Annotated in this window: 15 protein-coding genes and 2 tRNA genes; 4 read left to right on the forward strand and 13 right to left on the reverse strand. The window is 73.1% G+C overall.

Translation table 11 applies throughout. The features are described 5' to 3' along the window. Positions 1 to 35 precede the first annotated feature (35 nt). The 6 genes from Q0858_RS06290 to Q0858_RS06315 all read right to left on the reverse strand — a co-directional run bounded on the left by Q0858_RS06290 (position 36) and on the right by Q0858_RS06315 (position 4,723). Positions 36 to 644, reverse strand: coding sequence for an ATP-dependent Clp protease proteolytic subunit (locus Q0858_RS06290; RefSeq protein ID WP_299052007.1), 609 nt, complete (start codon positions 642 to 644; stop codon positions 36 to 38). A gap of 4 nt (positions 645 to 648) precedes the next feature. Then, the gene (locus Q0858_RS06295; RefSeq protein WP_299052955.1) at positions 649 to 1,251 is read right to left on the reverse strand and encodes an ATP-dependent Clp protease proteolytic subunit; all 603 of its coding nucleotides are present in this window, start codon (positions 1,249 to 1,251) and stop codon (positions 649 to 651) included. Positions 1,252 to 1,377: 126 nt separating this feature from the next. Then, positions 1,378 to 2,541 (reverse strand): alpha/beta fold hydrolase, encoded by a 1,164-nt coding sequence (locus Q0858_RS06300; RefSeq protein ID WP_299052008.1) that lies wholly within the window; start codon positions 2,539 to 2,541, stop codon positions 1,378 to 1,380. Between the two features lie 53 nt (positions 2,542 to 2,594). After that, on the reverse strand, positions 2,595 to 4,088 hold the full coding sequence (tig, locus tag Q0858_RS06305; protein ID WP_299052009.1) for a trigger factor: 1,494 nt from the start codon (positions 4,086 to 4,088) through the stop codon (positions 2,595 to 2,597). 127 nt (positions 4,089 to 4,215) lie between these two features. Then, positions 4,216 to 4,291, reverse strand: a tRNA-Pro gene (locus Q0858_RS06310). Positions 4,292 to 4,306: 15 nt separating this feature from the next. After that, positions 4,307 to 4,723 (reverse strand): MarR family transcriptional regulator, encoded by a 417-nt coding sequence (locus Q0858_RS06315; protein ID WP_299052010.1) that lies wholly within the window; start codon positions 4,721 to 4,723, stop codon positions 4,307 to 4,309. 114 nt (positions 4,724 to 4,837) lie between these two features. On the opposite strand from Q0858_RS06315, the gene Q0858_RS06320 reads away from it, so the two are divergent. After that, positions 4,838 to 6,940, forward strand: a complete 2,103-nt coding sequence (locus tag Q0858_RS06320) for an MMPL family transporter (protein ID WP_299052011.1) — start codon at positions 4,838 to 4,840, stop codon at positions 6,938 to 6,940. Positions 6,941 to 6,950: 10 nt separating this feature from the next. Here Q0858_RS06320 and Q0858_RS06325 read toward each other — a convergent pair. The 6 genes from Q0858_RS06325 to Q0858_RS06350 all read right to left on the reverse strand — a co-directional run bounded on the left by Q0858_RS06325 (position 6,951) and on the right by Q0858_RS06350 (position 12,415). After that, a tRNA-Gly gene (locus tag Q0858_RS06325) sits at positions 6,951 to 7,024 on the reverse strand. Between the two features lie 51 nt (positions 7,025 to 7,075). After that, on the reverse strand, positions 7,076 to 7,897 hold the full coding sequence (locus tag Q0858_RS06330) for a DNA-formamidopyrimidine glycosylase family protein (protein WP_299052012.1): 822 nt from the start codon (positions 7,895 to 7,897) through the stop codon (positions 7,076 to 7,078). After that, positions 7,897 to 8,397 (reverse strand): ribose-5-phosphate isomerase, encoded by a 501-nt coding sequence (locus tag Q0858_RS06335; protein WP_299052013.1) that lies wholly within the window; start codon positions 8,395 to 8,397, stop codon positions 7,897 to 7,899. Before Q0858_RS06335 ends, Q0858_RS06330 begins: the two co-directional genes overlap by 1 nt. Positions 8,398 to 8,468: 71 nt before the next feature. Further along, positions 8,469 to 9,344, reverse strand: coding sequence for an alpha/beta hydrolase (locus tag Q0858_RS06340; protein ID WP_299052014.1), 876 nt, complete (start codon positions 9,342 to 9,344; stop codon positions 8,469 to 8,471). Further along, entirely contained in the window at positions 9,344 to 11,161 is a 1,818-nt protein-coding gene (metG, locus tag Q0858_RS06345; protein ID WP_299052015.1) for a methionine--tRNA ligase, read from the reverse strand. The genes Q0858_RS06340 and metG overlap by 1 nt, the downstream gene beginning before the upstream one ends. Positions 11,162 to 11,209: 48 nt before the next feature. Continuing rightward, the gene (locus tag Q0858_RS06350; protein WP_299052016.1) at positions 11,210 to 12,415 is read right to left on the reverse strand and encodes an N-acetylmuramoyl-L-alanine amidase; all 1,206 of its coding nucleotides are present in this window, start codon (positions 12,413 to 12,415) and stop codon (positions 11,210 to 11,212) included. A gap of 162 nt (positions 12,416 to 12,577) precedes the next feature. Here Q0858_RS06350 and Q0858_RS06355 point away from each other — a divergent pair, with 162 nt between their 5' ends. Both Q0858_RS06355 and Q0858_RS06360 read left to right on the forward strand, forming a co-directional pair. Next, positions 12,578 to 13,057 carry a hypothetical protein gene (locus tag Q0858_RS06355; RefSeq protein ID WP_299052017.1) on the forward strand — a complete coding sequence of 160 codons (480 nt, stop codon included), beginning with the start codon at positions 12,578 to 12,580 and terminating at the stop codon, positions 13,055 to 13,057. A 9-nt stretch (positions 13,058 to 13,066) separates the two neighbouring features. Then, the gene (locus tag Q0858_RS06360; RefSeq protein ID WP_299052018.1) at positions 13,067 to 13,771 is read left to right on the forward strand and encodes a GPP34 family phosphoprotein; all 705 of its coding nucleotides are present in this window, start codon (positions 13,067 to 13,069) and stop codon (positions 13,769 to 13,771) included. Between the two features lie 40 nt (positions 13,772 to 13,811). Here Q0858_RS06360 and Q0858_RS06365 read toward each other — a convergent pair whose 3' ends face one another. Then, entirely contained in the window at positions 13,812 to 14,414 is a 603-nt protein-coding gene (locus Q0858_RS06365; protein WP_299052019.1) for a DsbA family protein, read from the reverse strand. Positions 14,415 to 14,473: 59 nt separating this feature from the next. On the opposite strand from Q0858_RS06365, the gene pepN reads away from it, so the two are divergent. Next, positions 14,474 to 17,026, forward strand: a complete 2,553-nt coding sequence (gene pepN / locus Q0858_RS06370) for an aminopeptidase N (RefSeq protein ID WP_299052020.1) — start codon at positions 14,474 to 14,476, stop codon at positions 17,024 to 17,026. The last annotated feature ends 32 nt before the right edge of the window (positions 17,027 to 17,058 follow it).

Genomic DNA, 17,058 nt, shown 5'->3' on the forward strand with positions numbered 1-17,058 from the left:
AACCGTGGCCGGAGCGTGCCCTGGACGGGCCAGTCTCAGGCGAGCGCCATCGAGGTCTTGCGGGACTCGAGCACGCCGTCGATGAGGCCGTACTCCTTGGCCTGCTCGGCGGTCAGGATCTTGTCGCGCTCGATGTCACTGCTGACCTCGGAGCGGTCCTTGCCGCTGTGCTCGGCGAGCATGTCCTCGAGCATCGTCCGCATGCGGATGATCTCGTTGGCCTGGATCTCGATGTCCGAGGTCTGGCCGAACGTGCCCTCGGTGTAGGGCTGGTGGATCAGGATCCGGCTGTTGGGCAGCGCCAGGCGCTTGCCCGGGGTGCCGGCCGCGAGCAGGACCGCGGCCGCGGAGGCGGCCTGGCCGAGGCACACGGTCTGCACGTCCGGCTTGATGAAGCGCATCGTGTCGTAGATGGCCGTCAGCGCCGTGAACGAGCCGCCGGGGCTGTTGATGTAGATGGAGATGTCCTGGTCGGGGTTGATCGACTCCAGGCACATCAGCTGCGCCATGACGGCGTTCGCGATGTCGTCGGAGATCGGCGTGCCGAGGAAGATGATGCGCTCCTCGAACAGCTTGCCGTAGGGGTCGATCCGACGGACGCCGTACGACGTCCGCTCCTCCCACTGCGGGATGTAGTAGTTCATGTCCTCAGCTCTCCTGTCGGGCCGGGCGGCCCTCGTCGGCGGCCTCACGGGCGCTGGTGACGACCTTGTCGACGAGGCCGTACTCCAGGGCCTCCTGGGCGGTGAACCAGCGGTCGCGGTCGGCGTCCTTGATGACCTGCTCGACCTGCTGGCCGGTGTGCTCGGCGATGAGCTCGAGGAGCACCTTCTTGATGTGGAGCGACTGCTCGGCCTGGATCTTGATGTCCGACGCGGAGCCACCCATCCCGGAGGACGGCTGGTGCATCATGATCCGCGAGTGCGGCAGCGCGTAGCGCTTGCCCTTGGCCCCCGCGCAGAGCAGGAACTGGCCCATCGACGCGGCCAGGCCCATGCCGACCGTCGCGACGTCGTTCGGGATGTAGTTCATCGTGTCGTAGATGGCCATCCCGGAGTCCACCGAGCCGCCGGGCGAGTTGATGTGCAGGAAGATGTCGGCCTCGGGGTCCTCGGCGGACAGCAGCAGCAGCTGGGCGCAGATCGCGTTCGCGTTCTGGTCGCGGACCTCGGAGCCGAGGAACACGATGCGCTCGCGGAGCAGCCGCTGGTAGATGTGGTCGTCCAGCATGTTCAGGCCGTCGCCCGCCATGCGCGGTGCGGTGGTCTCGGATGTCGTCGTCACGTCGCCGACCCTAGCCCGTGACCCGCCGCTACCCACGGGCTCCGGGGTCGTGTTCGCTGCCAGCGGATCGCGGCCCGGACACCGCGGTCGTGCTCAGGCGAGCCACCGGCGCAGGGCCACCGCGACGTCGGCGTGGTTGAGCAGGTCGAAGTGACCCGCGCGGGACAGGTGCATGACCTCCGCGCCGGGGAAGAGCTCGCGGCCGTGGCGGCGCCCGTACGCCGACTCCTGGCCCACCAGCATGTCGCCCACGACGTTGCGCAGCAGGCCCCGTTCGGAGGTGCTCAGCGCCGCCGAGACCAGCCGGTAGCGGACCCGCGGCAGCGGCGGGACGTCGTCCGACAGGCCCTTGACGAGGTCGTGCACCCCCACGGAGCGCTGGTCGAGGATGCGCGCGAACGCGGCCGCCTCGGGGTAGCGCGCCAGGGCCCGGCTGCCGTGGCCGACCCCGCCGGCGAGGGGGGCGCCCAGGTGGGGCGTCGCCAGCGTGACCACGTCGGTGAGGTGGGCGGTCCATCCGGCCTCCAGGCCGGTGGCCACGGCGCAGGCGGCCCGGGCGACGAGCCCGCCCATGGAGTGCCCGACCAGGGCGACGCGCTCGACCGGCACGGGCCAGCGGTCGACGAGCCGCTGCAGCAGGGCGGTGAGCTCCACGCCGTTCTCGCGCAGCGACAACCCGGTGTTGTACCGGACGAGGACGGGCGTCCACCCGTGCTCGGCGAGCTCCTCGGCGTACGTCGTGCCGCGGCGGTGCCGGCCGCGGCGGAAGTGCTCCTCGTCCTCGCAGAGCCCGTGCAGCAGGACGACGACCCGACCGGTCGCCCGCGGGTACGCCGCAGCCAGGTCCTCGGGGCCCGTGCCCACGTCGCGGCCGAAGCGGCGCACCGACATCGTGATGGCCATCGGGTGGCGCTCGGCCCGGAGACGGTCCCCGATCAGCCCGTTGACCGCGGCCCGCAGGTGACGGCCGTAGCGCTCGCTCTCGACGCGGGGCCCGATGCCGCGGGAACCGACGGCCCCGAGCCCCGTGGCCAGGGTGCGCAGACCCAGGCCGAGGCCGGCGTACACGGGTGCCGAGACGGCGCGGTGAGCGGCCTCGGGCACGCGCACGAGACCCCCGGTCGGACGCCGCAGCGCGCCGTACAGGCGGTCGGCGACGGCGTGGTGGGTGTCGCGGACGGTGCCGACGACGAGCTCGTCGGCGACCGCGGAGGCCAGGGAGAGGGCCTCGAGCAGGGTGGGCTCGCGGGTGGGCACGCGCCCATCCCAGCATCCGGGTGAACAGGTGTCCACCCGGATGCCGGGGACGATCAGGCCTTGGTGTCCTCGTCCGAGGCGGTGGCCTCGTCGGTGGCCTCGTCGGTGGCCTCGTCGGTGGCCTCGTCGGCGGTCTCGGCCTCGTCGGCGGAGCCGCCCACGGCGTACTCGGAGACGGCGTCGTCGTCGCCCTCCGCGTCGTCGGCGACCGCGGACGGGTCCGCGACGGTGCCGTCGGGCTGCAGGTTGACGACGTCGACGGTGTTGCCGGAGGCGTCGGTGATGGTGGCGGACTCGACCATGAGGGCGAGGGCCTTGCCGCGCAGGATCTCCTGGACGAGGTCCGGGATGTGGTTGTGCGCGAACATGTGGTTCGCGAACTCCTGCGGGTCCTGCCCGGACTGCTGCGCGCGGCGCACGAGGTGCTCGGAGAGCTCGGCCTGCTCGATCCCGAACTCCTGCTTCTTGGCGACCTCGTCGAGCAGGAACTGCGCCGCGACGGCGTCGCGGACGCGCTTCTCGAGGTCGGCCTCGAACTCGTCGACCGTCTGCTCCTCCTCGTCGAGGTAGGCCTGCAGGGTCATCCCGGCCTGCACGAGCTGCTGCTCGATGCTCTGGCGACGGGCGGTGAGCTCCTCGGCGACCATCGACTCGGGCAGCGGGATCTCGACGGACTCGAGGAGCTTCTCGAGGACGGCGTCGCGGGCCTCGGCGGCCTGCTCGAGGCGCTTGCCGCGGCCGAGGCGCTCGCGGAGGTCCTCGCGGAGCTCCTCGAGGGTGTCGAACTCGGAGGCGGTCTGGGCGAACTCGTCGTCGAGCTCGGGGAGCTCCTGCTCCTGCACGCCGGTGACCTTCAGGGCCACCTCGACGTCCTGGCCGACGAGGTCGCCGCCGACGAGCTGGGAGGTGAACGTGGTCTCGTCGCCGGCGCTCATGCCGGTGACGGCCTCGTCGAGGCCGTCGAGCATGCCGCCGCGGCCCACGCGGTACGACGTGCCGGTGACCTCGGCGCCCTCGACGGGCTCGCCGTCGGAGGTGGCCTGCAGGTCGATGGTCACGAAGTCGCCGTCGGCGGCGGGGCGCTCCACGTCGGCGAGGGTGCCGAAGCGCTCGCGCATCGCGCCGAGCTGCTCGTCGAGGTCCTCGTCGGACACGACGGCGTCCTCGACCTCGACGGTCAGGCCCTCGAAGTCGGGGACGGTCACCTCGGGTCGGATGTCGAGCTCGGCGACGAACTCGAGGCCGTCCTCGTCCTGGCGGGTGATCTCGAGCTCGGGCTGGCCGAGCGGCTCGAGCTCGTTCTCGCGCAGCGCGTCGCCGTACACCTGCGGGAGGGCCTCGTTGATGGCCTGGCCGAGCACGGCCTCGCGGCCGACCTGGCGGTCGATGACCATCGGGGGGACCTTGCCGCGGCGGAAGCCGGGGACGTTGATCTGCTGGGCGATGGCCTTGTACGCCGCGTCGAGGCTCGGCTTGAGCTCCTCGAAGGGCACCTCGACGGTCAGCTTGGCCCGGGTCGGGCTCAAGGTCTCGACGGCGCTCTTCACAGGTGGTCTCCTAGATCGTGGTTCAGGGAAGTCGGGCCGCGGCGAACGCACGCCGGGCACCGAGGAACGAGCCTAGGACACGCCCGGGCGCGCCTCCGAATCCGATCGGGTCCCGGCGTCTTGGAGCTGGTCGGGGTGACAGGACTTGAACCTGCGACCTGACCGTCCCAAACGGCCCGCGCTACCAACTGCGCCACACCCCGCGGCGAGGAGCGACTCTAGTCGGTGACCTCGGGGCCCGAGCGTGTGAGGCCGGAGGCGTGCAGGGCGGCGGTCGCGGAGCGCAGGTAGCGGCCGAGGAACTCCCGCTCGTCGGCGTCGAAGCCGGCGTGGGCGTCGCGGAGCGCCACGAACATCGGCATGAGCTCGGCGAAGACGGCCTCCCGTCCCGCGTCGGTGAGGCGCACGGTCACGCGGCGGCGGTCCTGGGCGTCCGGGGCGCGCTCGACGTGCCCCCGCTCGGCCAGGCGGTCCACGATGCCGGTCGCGGCGGCCGGGCTGACCCCGACCAGGCGCGCGAGCTCACCGGGTCCCCGGGCCGTCTCCCCCAGGTGCTCCAGGGTGAGCAGCTCGTACTCCGACAGCGTCATGCGCCGGGCGACCTCCTGGCGGATCTCGGCGCCGGCGGCGATCAACGCCCGCAGCTCCTCCCCGAGGACGGGCTCGGCGTACTCGTCGGTGGCGATTTCCTTTCACCTCCTTAATGGTTTACCTTCTGAATGATCCTACCTCTCAGCGACAGGACCGTCATGCGCCATCGTCTCGTCTCCACCATCGTCGGTCGACGCACCGCCTGGCTGGTCGCCCTCGTGCCGATCCTCCTGGCCGGGCTGATGATCGGCGCCGTCGGCGAGGGTGAGCGCGACGTCAGCCCGACCGACGCCCTCCCCGCCGGGCTCGACTCGACCGAGGGCGTCGCCCTGCTGGACGAGCTGCCCGACGACCCGGCCAGCTCGGTCCTGGTGCTGTGGACCGGGTCCCCGGAGGACGTCGAGGCCGCGCTGCCGGACCTCGAGAGCGCAGCGGGCTCGATCGGCGCCGTGCCCACCGGGGGGGACTCCCCTGTGACCGTGGCCGAGGACGGCACCGCGGCCATCGCCGTCGCCCCGGTGACCGCGCCGACGGCGACCGACGCCTCGGAGATCGTCGGCGACCTGCGCGCGGAGCTCGGGGACTCCGCGCCCGACGGCCTCGAGGTCGCCGTCACCGGTCCCGCGGCCATCCAGGCCGACCTGGCGGCCGTCTTCGAGGGCGCCGACGTGCGCCTGCTCGGCGTCACCGCCCTGGTCGTCGCCGTCCTGCTCGTCATCACCTACCGCAGCCCGGTCCTGTGGGTGGTCCCGCTGGCCGTCGTGGGCGTCGCCGACCGTCTCGGCGCCGTGGTCGCCACCCGGCTCCTCGAGGCCACCGGCCAGGCCTGGGACGAGTCGACCGTCGGCATCCTGTCGGTCCTCGTCTTCGGCGCCGGGACCAACTACGCGCTGCTGCTGATCTCCCGCTACCGCGACGAGCTGCGCCGCCACGACGACCGCCGTGAGGCGATGTCGCTCGCGCTGCGCCGCACCGTCGAGCCGGTGGTGGCCAGCGCCACCACCGTCGTCATCGGTCTGCTCTGCCTCCTGCTCGCCCTGACGCCCACCACCCGTGGCCTCGGGCTGGCGTGCGCCGCGGGCGTCGTCGTCGCGGCGTTCTTCGTGCTGGTCGTCCTGCCCGCCGCCCTGGTGCTCCCCGGCCGCTGGATCTTCTGGCCCAAGGTCCCCCGCGTCGGTCAGCCGGCCCTGGCCGACTCCCCCTCGGTGTGGCGCGCCATCGGCCGCCGGGTGCAGGCCCGGCCCGGCACCCTCGTCGTCGCGAGCGGTCTGGTCCTCGTCGCCCTGGCGGCCGGCCTGACCCAGCTCAGGACCGGCCTGGACACGGAGGACCAGTTCCTCGAGACCCCCGAGGCCATCACGGCCGCCACCCGGCTCGGGGAGTCGTTCCCGGCGGGTCTGTCGGACCCCACCACGGTCGCGAGCAGGGCGTCGGCGGAGGACGTCGCCGCGGCCCTCGACGGGGTCGAGGGCGTCGGCACGGTCGCGCCCGGCGAGGAGCAGGCCGGCATCTCGACCACGGACGTCGTCCTGTCCGTCGAGCCCGGCTCGGACGACGCGGAGGCCACGGTCGAGCGGATGCGCGACGCACTGGCCGACCTTCCCGACACCCACGTCACCGGGAGCGAGGCCGAGGCCGTCGACGAGGCGGCGGGCGCCGCCCGCGACCGGCTGGTCGTCTTCCCGCTGATCCTCGGGCTGGTCCTCGTCGCGCTCGTGCTGCTGCTGCGGGCCCTGGTCGCGCCGCTGCTGCTCGTCGCGGCCGTGGTGGCGACGTACGTCGCGGCGCTCGGCGTCTCGTGGTGGGTCTTCACCGGCGTCTTCGGCTTCGGCGCCGTCGACTCCTCGATGCCGCTGCTGGCCTTCCTGTTCCTGGTGGCCCTGGGCGTGGACTACAGCATCTTCCTGGTCACCCGCGCCCGCGAGGAGGCACGCCTCTCGGACACCCCGTCGGGGATGCTGCGCGCCCTCGCGGCCACCGGTGGCGTCATCACCAGCGCCGGCATCCTGCTCGCGGCGGTCTTCGCCGTCCTCGGCGTGCTGCCGCTCGTGGTGCTGGCGCAGCTGGGCACGGTCATCTGCATCGGCGTCCTGCTCGACACGCTGCTGGTGCGCACGATCGTGGTGCCGTCGCTGGCGGTGCTGCTCGGCGAGCGCTTCTGGTGGCCGAGCCGGGTGGCGCCCGGGTCGGACGCGGGCCACGGTGAGCACCGCGGCGAGGCGGTGGGCCAGCACCGGGCCAGCACCGGGCCGGCAGCGTGAGCGGGTGAGCTGGAGCGGGTGACGGGAATCGAACCCGCGTAGCCAGTTTGGAAGACTGGGGCTCTACCATTGAGCTACACCCGCGAGCGCCGGCAGGGCCGGTGCGTCGCCAATCGTGTCACACGCCGATCGGCGTCAGGCCTTGGCCCGGGACCGGAACACCGGCTGGCAGCGCGGACACCAGAACACGTTGCGGGCGGCCTGCTCGGCGGTCCGCACCGTCGCCCCGCACACCCGGCAGGGCTCGCCGTCGCGGCGGTAGACGTACACCTGCCCGGGGTGCTCGGGGCGGGTGGTGACGATCCGTCCCGCCTCCACGCCAGCCTCGAGCAGCGCGACCAGGTCCTCCCACACGGCGGCGAACTGCCCCGCCCGCAGCGTGTTGCCGGGACGCAGCGGGTGCAGGCGGTGCCGGAAGAGCACCTCGGCGCGGTAGACGTTGCCGACCCCGGCGAGGACCGACTGGTCCATCAGCAGCGTCCCGATCGGGGCGCGGCTGCGACGGACCCGCTCCCAGCCGCGGTCGGGGTCCGCGTCGGCGCGCAGCGGGTCCGGGCCGAGCCGGTCGAGGATCCCCTGCCGCTCCCCCGGCACCATCAGCTCGCACGCCGTGGCGCCCCGCAGGTCGGCGTACGCCGGGGGCCCGTCCTGGGTGACCAGCCGCCACCGCACCTGGCCGCGCGGCTCCGGGACGCCCTCGGGGCCTGCGTCGGGGTGCACCGCGAAGGACCCGTAGAGACCGAGGTGCACGTGGACCACCTGCGGCTCGCCGGCCACGGTGCGCAGGTCGACGAAGAGGTGCTTGCCGTAGGCCTCGGCTCCCTCGACGAGGGCACCGTCGAGGGCGGCCGCGGAGTCCGCGAACCGGCCCTGGGGACTCGTGCTGGCGACCGTCCGGCCGGTGAAGGCGGCGCCGAGGTCGCGGGCGAGCCGGTGGAGGGTGTGGCCCTCGGGCATCAGGCGTCGCCGGACGGCGGCGCGGGCAGCGGCGGCAGCCCGCCGCCGGTCTCGTACGTCGCGAGCTGACCGATCCGGCGCGCGTGCCGCTCGGCTCCGGTGAAGGGCGTCGAGAGGAAGACGTCGACGAAGCGGGTCATGTCCTCGAGCGGGTGGAGGCGACCGCCGACCGCGACGACGTTGGCGTCGTTGTGCTCCCGGGCGAGCCGGGCCGTCTCGTCGGACCAGGCCAGTGCCGCCCGCACGCCCCGGACCTTGTTGGCCGCGATCTGCTCGCCGTTGCCGGAGCCGCCGATCACGACGGCCAGCGCCTCGACGCCGGACTGCTGGTCCGCCACGACGCCCTCGCCCGCCCGCAGGCAGAACGCCGGGTAGTCGTCCTCGGCGTCGTAGTGGTGCGGACCGTGGTCGACCGGCTCGTGCCCGTGGGCCTCCAACCAGCCGACCAGGTGAGCCTTGAGCTCGAGGCCGGCATGGTCGGATCCGAGGTGCACGCGCATGCCCCGATCGTCCCACCGGGCCCTGCGCGGGGAGGGCCGGGGTGTGGGCGGGCCGGGACCGCCCGGGCGCGCTACCGCGCGTGCTGGCGCAGGAAGGCCGCGACCTGGCCGGTGAGGGGCTCGGCGGCGTCGAAGACGGCGGGGTGGCGCCAGAAGCCGTGGGTCTGGCCGAGGTAGCGGGACCCGACCACGGAGACGCCCGCGTCCGCGAGGCGGACGACGAGCTCCTCGCCCTCGTCGCGCAGCGGGTCGTGCTCGGCGGTGACCACCAGCGTCGGGGGCAGGGTGCCGAGGGCGTCGGAGCGCAGCGGGGCCATGTCGGGGTGGTCCCGGTCGGCGTCGGTGGTGGCGTACTGGTCCCAGAACCACCCCATGACCGCCCGCGAGCCCGCCACCTCCGGCTCGTCGTACGACGGATGGTCGCCGCGCGGGTCCAGGAACGGGTAGATCAGGCCGAGGGCGGTGGCGCGGCCGGGGTTCTTCAGCGCGGCCACGAGGGCGAGGTTCGCGCCGGCGCTGTCGCCGTGCAGGAACAGCGGGACCGCCGGGTCCAGAGCGGCCACGACCGCGCACGCGTCGTCGACGGCCGCGGGGAAGCGGTCCTCGGGCGGGCGGCGGTAGTCGACGCTCAGCACCTCGAGCCCGGACCGGTTCGCCAGCAGGCGGCAGACCGCGTCGTGGACCTCGACGTCGTTCAGCACGAACCCGCCGCCGTGCAGGTGCACCACGACGCCCGGAAGCACGGAGGGGTCGCCGAGGGGCACGTAGCGCCGGCAGGGCACTCCCCCGACGACCTCGTCGGTCGCCGACGCGACGTCCTCGCGGGGCTCCGCCAGCGCGGCCTCCCGCGAGGCCGCCCGGTCGACGGCGAGGTCGAAGTCCGGGTGGTGGACCGGTGTCTCGGCCGCGGTGCGCTCGAGGGCCGCGCGGGCCTGGGGGTGCAGCATCAGGAGTCCCCCAGCCGTGCGAGCTCGTCGTCCACGATCTCCGGGTCGAGCTTGGTGAAGACCGGCGTGGGCTTCGCGATCGGCGTCCCGACCACGACCGGTCGACGCTCCCACGGCCTGACGCCGGTGTAGTCCCCCGTGATGATCGGGTACGGCGCCCCGCCGTCGAGGTCGTCGGCCTCCACGATCGACGGCATCGGCTGGACCGTGCCGTCACCGCCCAAAACGCGGTCGACGGCGTTGGCCGAGAACGGCAGGAACGGCGACAGCACGACGTTCAGGTCCGCCACGCACTGCGTCAGCGTGTGCAGCACGGTCGCGAGGCGGTCGCGCTGCTCCTCGGACTTCAGCGTCCACGGCGCCTGCTCGGTGACGTAGCGGTTCACCTCGCCGACGGCGCGCATCGCCTCGCCGATCGCCTGCCGCATGCGGTGGCGTCCGAGCAGGTCGCCGACCGTCGTGAAGGTGGCCTCGACGAGGGCGAGGATCGCGGTGTCGTCGTCGGTCGGCGTGACCGGCGCGGGGACCTCGCCGAAGTTCTTCGCGACCATGCTGGCCGTCCGGTTGACGAGGTTGCCCCAGCCGGCGACGAGCTCGTCGTTGGTGCGGCGCACGAACTCCGCCCAGGTGAAGTCGGAGTCCTGGTTCTCGGGGCCCGCCGCGGCGACGAAGTAGCGGAAGGCGTCGGGCTGGTAGCGCTCGAGCAGGTCGCGCACGTAGATGACGACGCGCTTGGAGGAGGAGAACTTCCGTCCCTCCATCGTGAGGAACTCCGAGCTGACGACCTCGGTGGGCAGGTTCAGCTCGCCGTACGTCCCCGGGGAGCCGCCGCGGGAGCCGCGGCCGGCGTACGCGAGGAGCTCGGCGGGCCAGATCTGGGAGTGGAAGGTGATGTTGTCCTTGCCCATGAAGTAGTACGACAGCGCCTCGGGATCGCCCCACCAGGCCCGCCACGCCTCGGGGTCGCCGGTGCGGCGGGCCCACTCGATCGAGGCGGACAGGTAGCCGATGACGGCGTCGAACCAGACGTAGAGCTTCTTCGTCGGGTTCTCGCGCCACCCGTCGAGGGGGACGGCGATGCCCCAGTCGATGTCGCGCGTCATCGCCCGGGGGCGGATCTCGGCGAGGATGTTCTGGCTGAAACGGATGACGTTGGGCCGCCACGTGCCGCTCGCCTCGCGCTCGTCGAGCCACTCCGTCAGCGCGTCGGCGAGGGCGGGCAGGTCGAGGAAGAAGTGCTGGGTCTCGACGAACTCCGGCGTCTCGCCGTTGATGCGCGAGACCGGGTCGACGAGGTCGGCGGGGTCCAGCTGGTTGCCGCAGGCGTCGCACTGGTCGCCGCGGGCGCCCGGCGTCCCGCAGATCGGGCAGGTGCCCTCGATGTAGCGGTCGGGCAGGGTGCGGCCGGTGGACGGCGAGATGGCGCCGTACGTCGTCTGCTCAACGAAGTAGCCGTTCGCGTGGACGCCGGTGAACAGCTCCTGCACCACGGCGTGGTGGTTCGGCGTCGTCGTGCGCGTGTAGAGGTCGTAGCTGAGCCCCAGGGCGACCAGGTCCTCCGCGATCAGGCGGTGGTTGCGGTCGGCCAGCTCCTGCGGGCTCACCCCGGCCTCGTCGGCGGCGATGAGGATCGGCGTCCCGTGCTCGTCGGAGCCCGAGACCATCAGCACCTCGTGGCCCACCATCCGCTGGTAGCGGGCGAAGACGTCGCTGGGGACGCCGAAGCCGGCCACGTGGCCGATGTGGCGGGGTCCGTTGGCGTACGGCCAGGCCACGGCCGCGAGGACCCGCCGGCGGGCGGAGGGGGTGCTGGTCATGGACCCCAGCCTAGGAGCGGGGCACCGCCCTCCACACGCCGGTTCTGGCTAGCCGTTGGAGCGCTTGGTGCCGCGCTTCCAGCGCCGCTGGGCGCGACGGCGGATCTCGGGCAACCGGTTGTAGAGCTTGATCCCCGGGCAGGCCGTCTCGTTGGTGTCGCGGTGGCCGTCGATGCGCGGCAGCCACACCGACTGGCCCGGCGGGAACCGGTCGCTGCCCTCGGAGCGGACCTTCGAGCGGCCCATCGGGGACTTGCCCGCCTTGCGCAGCTTCCAGGCCGCGAGCATGACGATCGCGGTGACGGTGCGGTCGCTGGGCCGGCCGGCCTCCATGTTGCCGATGACGGCGATGCCGGTGGAGGTGTGGTTGAAGCCCAGGGTGTGGGCCCCGCGGACCAGCTTGGTCGGACCGCCCTTGCGGCCCACCCAGATCCGGCCGAAGCGGTCGACGAGGAAGTTGTAGCCGATGTCGGACCAGCCCAGCGACTGGGTGTGGTAGCGGTACATCCCGCGGATCAGCCCGGGCACGTCGTTCTTGCCGTAGTCGTTCGCGTTGACCGTGTGGTGCAGGTGCACCTGCTGCAGCCGGTTGCAGTAGCTGGGCCGGCCGGACGTCAGCCGCTCGTCGGCGCCCCACAGCTTGCGGCCGCGCAGCGGCGGCTTGGTGGGCCGGCCCTTGGCGTTGCGCCGCGCCGCGCGGGTGAGCGCCGGGGTGTCCGGGGCGTCGTCCTCGTCGCGGCTGCCGGGGTCGATGAGGACGACGCGCAGGTCGGCGGGGACGCGTCCCGAGACCCGGCGGACCTGGACGGCGTCGGCGTCACGGGCCCAGACGAGGTCGCTGCCCTCGCGACCGCCGTCCGCCTCCGCGTTGCCGGCGGTCGGGCCGTCGTGCAGGACGTGGACGCGGGTCCAGGGCTGCCAGTCGCCGCCACGGCGCACGCGGAGCTGCAGGTCCGGCGCCGCCGAGCCCGCCTTCCAGGTGAGCGCCACCAGGCCGAAGCGGTCGGCGGCCAGGCTGGCCACCAGCGCCCCGCCCCGGGCCATCGGGCCCGGGTCCTGGGCCACCGTCACCTCGGCGGCGCGCACGACGGAGCCGGGGTCGCGCCGCAGCCGCACCCGTCCCCCGTCGGGCTGGGCACCTGCCGGTGCGGAGCGGAGGGCGGTGGCGGCGGTCGCCGCCGCGGCGGCCACGGGGACGGCGAGGAGCGCCGTACGCCGCCGGGTGAGGCGGATCGGCTCGGTGGGGGAAGTCATGGTGCTCCATCATGCGGGTCGGGGGGCGGTCGTTCGCGGAACCACTGTGACGGGCGTGGCGCGTGGGACGCCTGTGGTCACACCGGGTGAACGACCAAAGTCGCGGACGGTCACGACCTCGGTCGCTGGTCGCGCCGGGCGGCGCTTCCTAGCGTGGCCGTCATGACGAAGGACGTGGAGCACCTCGGCTCGACCCGGGCGGACGAGGCGTGGACCTACGCCCTCCTCGGCGGGGGCGGAGCCCTGCTCCTCCTGGCGGCGCCCCTCCTCGCGAGGTGGCTCGGGGACGTCCCGTTCGTGCCGTTCGGCGGCGTGCTGGAGTGGGTCGGCGGCCTCGACGAGGCGTGGTGGACCTGGCTGGCGAGGCCGGCGGCGGGCCTGGCGGTCGGCCTGGTCGCCGCCGTGGTCGTCCTGCACGAGGAGTACCGCCTCGAGGTCGGTCCGGAGGACGTCGTCGTCGTCCACGGCGACGACCGGCGGAGCCTGCAGCGCTCGGCGATCATCGGGGTGCACCGCGACGGCAGGACGGTCACCATCGACGGCCGCGACGGCCGCCGGCTCTTCGCGGAGAAGGTGGAGGCCCCCCGTGAGCGGGTCCGGGAGGCGTTCACGGCCCACGGCTACCCGTACGAGTCGCAGTAGCGTCGCGCCATGGACGCTCCGATGAACCCCGAGCCCCTGCTCGCCGAGGAGCTGCTGCTCCTGCTGCTCGACGACGAGACCGGCGCCGCCGAGGCGGCGACCTACTCCGAGTACCTGTTCGGCGGCGCCCACCTCACCGAGCTGGCGCTCGGCGGTCACCTGGAGACCCGGGAGGGCGAGGGGTGGTTCGCCCAGGCGAAGGTCCACCCCGTCGAGCACCTCGCGCCGCCCGCCGACCCGCTGCTGCGGACGGCGTACGACAAGGTCGCCGAGAAGCCCCGGAGCGCCCACACGCTGGTGTACGTCGTCGGCGCGAGGTCCCGCGCCGCGCTCCTCGACCGCCTCGTCGAGCGGGGCCTGGTGCGCCGGGAGAAGGACAAGGTCCTCGGGCTGTTCCCCCGCACCCGCCACCCCGCGACCGACTCGACCCACGAGGACGAGGTGCGCCGGGCGATCGACGCCGTCCTGCTCGACGGCGCGGAGCCCGACGAACGGACCGGGGCGCTCGTGTCGCTGCTGCACGCCGTCGGCGAGGCCCAGAAGGTCAGCAGCCGCAAGGACGTGCCCGCCCGCGACGTACGACGCCGCGCCAAGGAGGTCGCCGAGTCCGGCGGCTGGGCGCCCGACGCCGTGCGTGACGCCGTCCAGGGCACGCAGGCGGCGATCGCGACGAGCATCGCCGCCGCCGGGGTGGCGGCGGCGGGCTCGTCCTGAACGTCTCACCGACCGGTCAGCGGACCAGCCGGTCAGCGGGTCAGCTGAAGTCGAGACCCCCGCTGCGGCTGCGCTTCAGCTCGTAGAACTCGGGGTACGCGGCCATGGCCACGGCGCCGTCCCAGATCTTCCCGGCCTGCTCGCCCCGCGGGATCGAGCCGAGGATCGGCCCGAAGAAGGCGGTGCCGTTGACCGAGATGGTCGGCGTGCCGACGTCGTCGCCGACCTGGTCCATGCCGTCGTGGTGGGACTTCTTGATGGCCTCGTCGTACGAGTCGTCACCGGCGGCGTCCGCCAGCTCGGTCGGCAGGCCGGCCTCGGCGAGTGCCTCCTCGGTGAGCTCGCGGGACTGCTCGCGGCCCTCGTTGTGCAGCCGGGTGCCGAGCGCCGTGTAGAGCGCGAGGAGCTTCTCCTGGCCGTGCTGCTGCTCGACGGCCATGGCGACCCGGACCAGCTCCCACGCGTTCGCGAGCATGTCGCGGTACTCCTGCGGGATGTCCTTGTCCTGGTTGAGGTAGGCGAGGCTCATGATCCGCCAGGTCACCTTCACGTCGCGCACCTGCTCGACCTCGAGCATGAAGCGCGAGGAGATCCAGGCGAAGGGGCAGCGGGGGTCGAACCAGAACTCAGCGGTGTCGGTCATGACGTGGGCAACGTCGCACCCGCGGCGCCGATTCCCGCCGCCGGTGCCATGATCGAGACATGCCTGGCACCAACCTGACCCGTGACGAGGCCGCGACCCGGTCCTCCCTCGTGGACGTGACCTCCTACGACGTCGACCTCGACCTGACCCGCGGCGAGGAGGTGTTCGGCAGCCGGACGACGCTGCGCTTCACCTGCGCCGAGCCGGGCGCGGCGACCTTCGCGGACCTGGTCAACGCCCGCGACCTGCGCGTCGCGCTCAACGGCCGCGACCTCGACGCGACCGCGGCGTACGCCGAGTCGCGGATCGCCCTCGACGACCTCGAGGCCGAGAACACCCTGGTCGTCGAGTGCGACCTCCCCTACAGCCGCACCGGGGAGGGCCTGCACCGCTTCGTCGACCCCGCCGACGACCGCGTCTACCTCTACACGCAGTTCGAGGTCCCCGACGCCCGCCGCGTCTACACCACCTTCGAGCAGCCGGACCTCAAGTCGGTCTTCACCTTCACCGTCACCGCCCCCGAGCACTGGAAGGTCGTCTCGAACGCGCCGACCCCGGAGCCGGTCCCCGACACCGACGGCCGCGCCGTCGCCACCTGGTCGTTCCCGACCACCGAGCGGATGTCGACGTACATCACGGCGCTGGTGGCGGGCGAGTACCACGAGGTGCGGGACGTCTACGAGGGCAAGCACGGCACCGTCGACCTCGGCCACTACTGCCGCCAGTCGGTCAAGGAGCACCTCGACGACGACGAGCTCGTCGAGCTGACCAAGCAGGGCTTCGCCTTCTACGAGGAGGCGTTCGACTTCCCCTACCCGTTCGGCAAGTACGACCAGCTCTACGTGCCGGAGTACAACATGGGCGCGATGGAGAACGCGGGCTGCGTGACCTACCGCGACGAGTACCTGCCGCGGTCCCGCCAGACCCACTCGTTCTACGAGCAGCGCGCCAACACCGTGCTCCACGAGATGGCCCACATGTGGTTCGGCGACCTCGTGACCATGAAGTGGTGGGACGACCTCTGGCTGAACGAGTCGTTCGCCGAGTGGGCCTCGCACCACGCGCTCGTCGAGGCCACCCGCTACACCGAGGCGTGGACGGGCTTCACCAACGCGCGCAAGAACTGGGCCTACCGCCAGGACCAGCTCCCCTCCACGCACCCCATCGCGGCCGACAACCACGACCTGGAGGCCGTGGAGGTCAACTTCGACGGCATCACCTACGCCAAGGGCGCCTCGACGCTCAAGCAGCTCGTGGCCTGGGTGGGCATCGAGGAGTTCCTGGTCGGCCTGCGGGCGTACTTCCAGGCCCACGCCTTCTCGAACTCGGAGTTCTCCGACCTGCTGCGCGCCCTCGAGGAGACCTCGGGCCGCGAGCTGCAGAGCTGGGCGACGGAGTGGCTGCAGACCACCGGCGTCAACACCCTGACCCCCGAGCTCGAGGTGGACGCCGACGGCGTGATCACGGCGGCCGCCGTCCGCCAGGGCGCGCACCCGGACCACCCGACCCTGCGCCGCCACCGCATCGGCGTCGGTCTGTACGACCTCACCGACGACGGCCTGCGCCGCCGTACCTCGTTCGAGACCGACGTCCGCGACGAGGTGACGGAGGTCGCCGAGCTCGTCGGCCAGCGCCGGCCCGACCTGCTGCTGCTCAACGAGGGCGACCTCACGTACGCCAAGATCCGGCTCGACGAGCGCTCGCTGGCCACCGCGGTGGCCCACGTCGACACCCTCGACGACTCCCTGACCCGGGCCCTGCTGTGGGGCGCCACCTGGGACATGACCCGCGACGCCGAGATGCGGGCCACCGACTTCGTCGCCCTCGCCCTGCGCGGGCTGGCGACCGAGACGGACATGACCGCCGTCGGCCGGCTGCCGGTGTACGTGCGCACGGCGGTGGAGAGCTACTCCGACCCCGCCGGGCGCGACGAGCTGCGCCGGGTCGCCGAGGTGGGGCTGCGTGAGCTGCTCACGACGGCCGAGGCCGGCTCGGACCGCCAGCTGGCCTTCGTCCGCGCCTTCGCCGCGGCGGCCCGCAACGACGACGCCCTGGACCTGCTCACCGGTCTGCTCGACGGGACGGCGGAGGTCCCCGGCCTGGTCGTCGACACCGAGGTGCGCTGGGTGCTGCTGACCGCCCTGGCCCGCAACGGCCGGGTCGGCGAGGACCGGATCGCCGAGGAGTCGCGCCGCGACAACACGATCTCCGGCCAGGAGCGCGCCGCCATGGCCCGCACCGTGCGCCCGACCGCCGAGGCCAAGGCCGAGGCGTGGCGGGACGCCGTCGAGCGCGACGACGTCGCCAACGAGACGCAGCGCCAGGTCGCGATCGCCTTCGCGACGCCGGGGCAGGCGGAGCTGCTCGAGCCCTACCTCGAGAAGTACCTCACCGCGGCCGAGACCATCTGGGAGGACAAGGGCGTCCAGCGCGCCTCGACCGTCCTGGAGGCGATGTTCCCGATGCCGCTGGCGTCCGAGGCGACCGTGGCCCGGCTCGACGAGTGGCTCGAGACCTCGTCGGCGAACCCCGCCGCGAAGCGCTACGTGCGCGAGGGCCGCTCCGACATGGCCCGCGCCCTCGCCGCCCAGGCGCGCGACGCGGAGGGCTGAGCCGCGGGTCGGGTGCAGCGCCGCACGGCTGA

The organism is uncultured Nocardioides sp., assembly GCF_947489365.1.
Taxonomy (GTDB): domain Bacteria; phylum Actinomycetota; class Actinomycetes; order Propionibacteriales; family Nocardioidaceae; genus Nocardioides.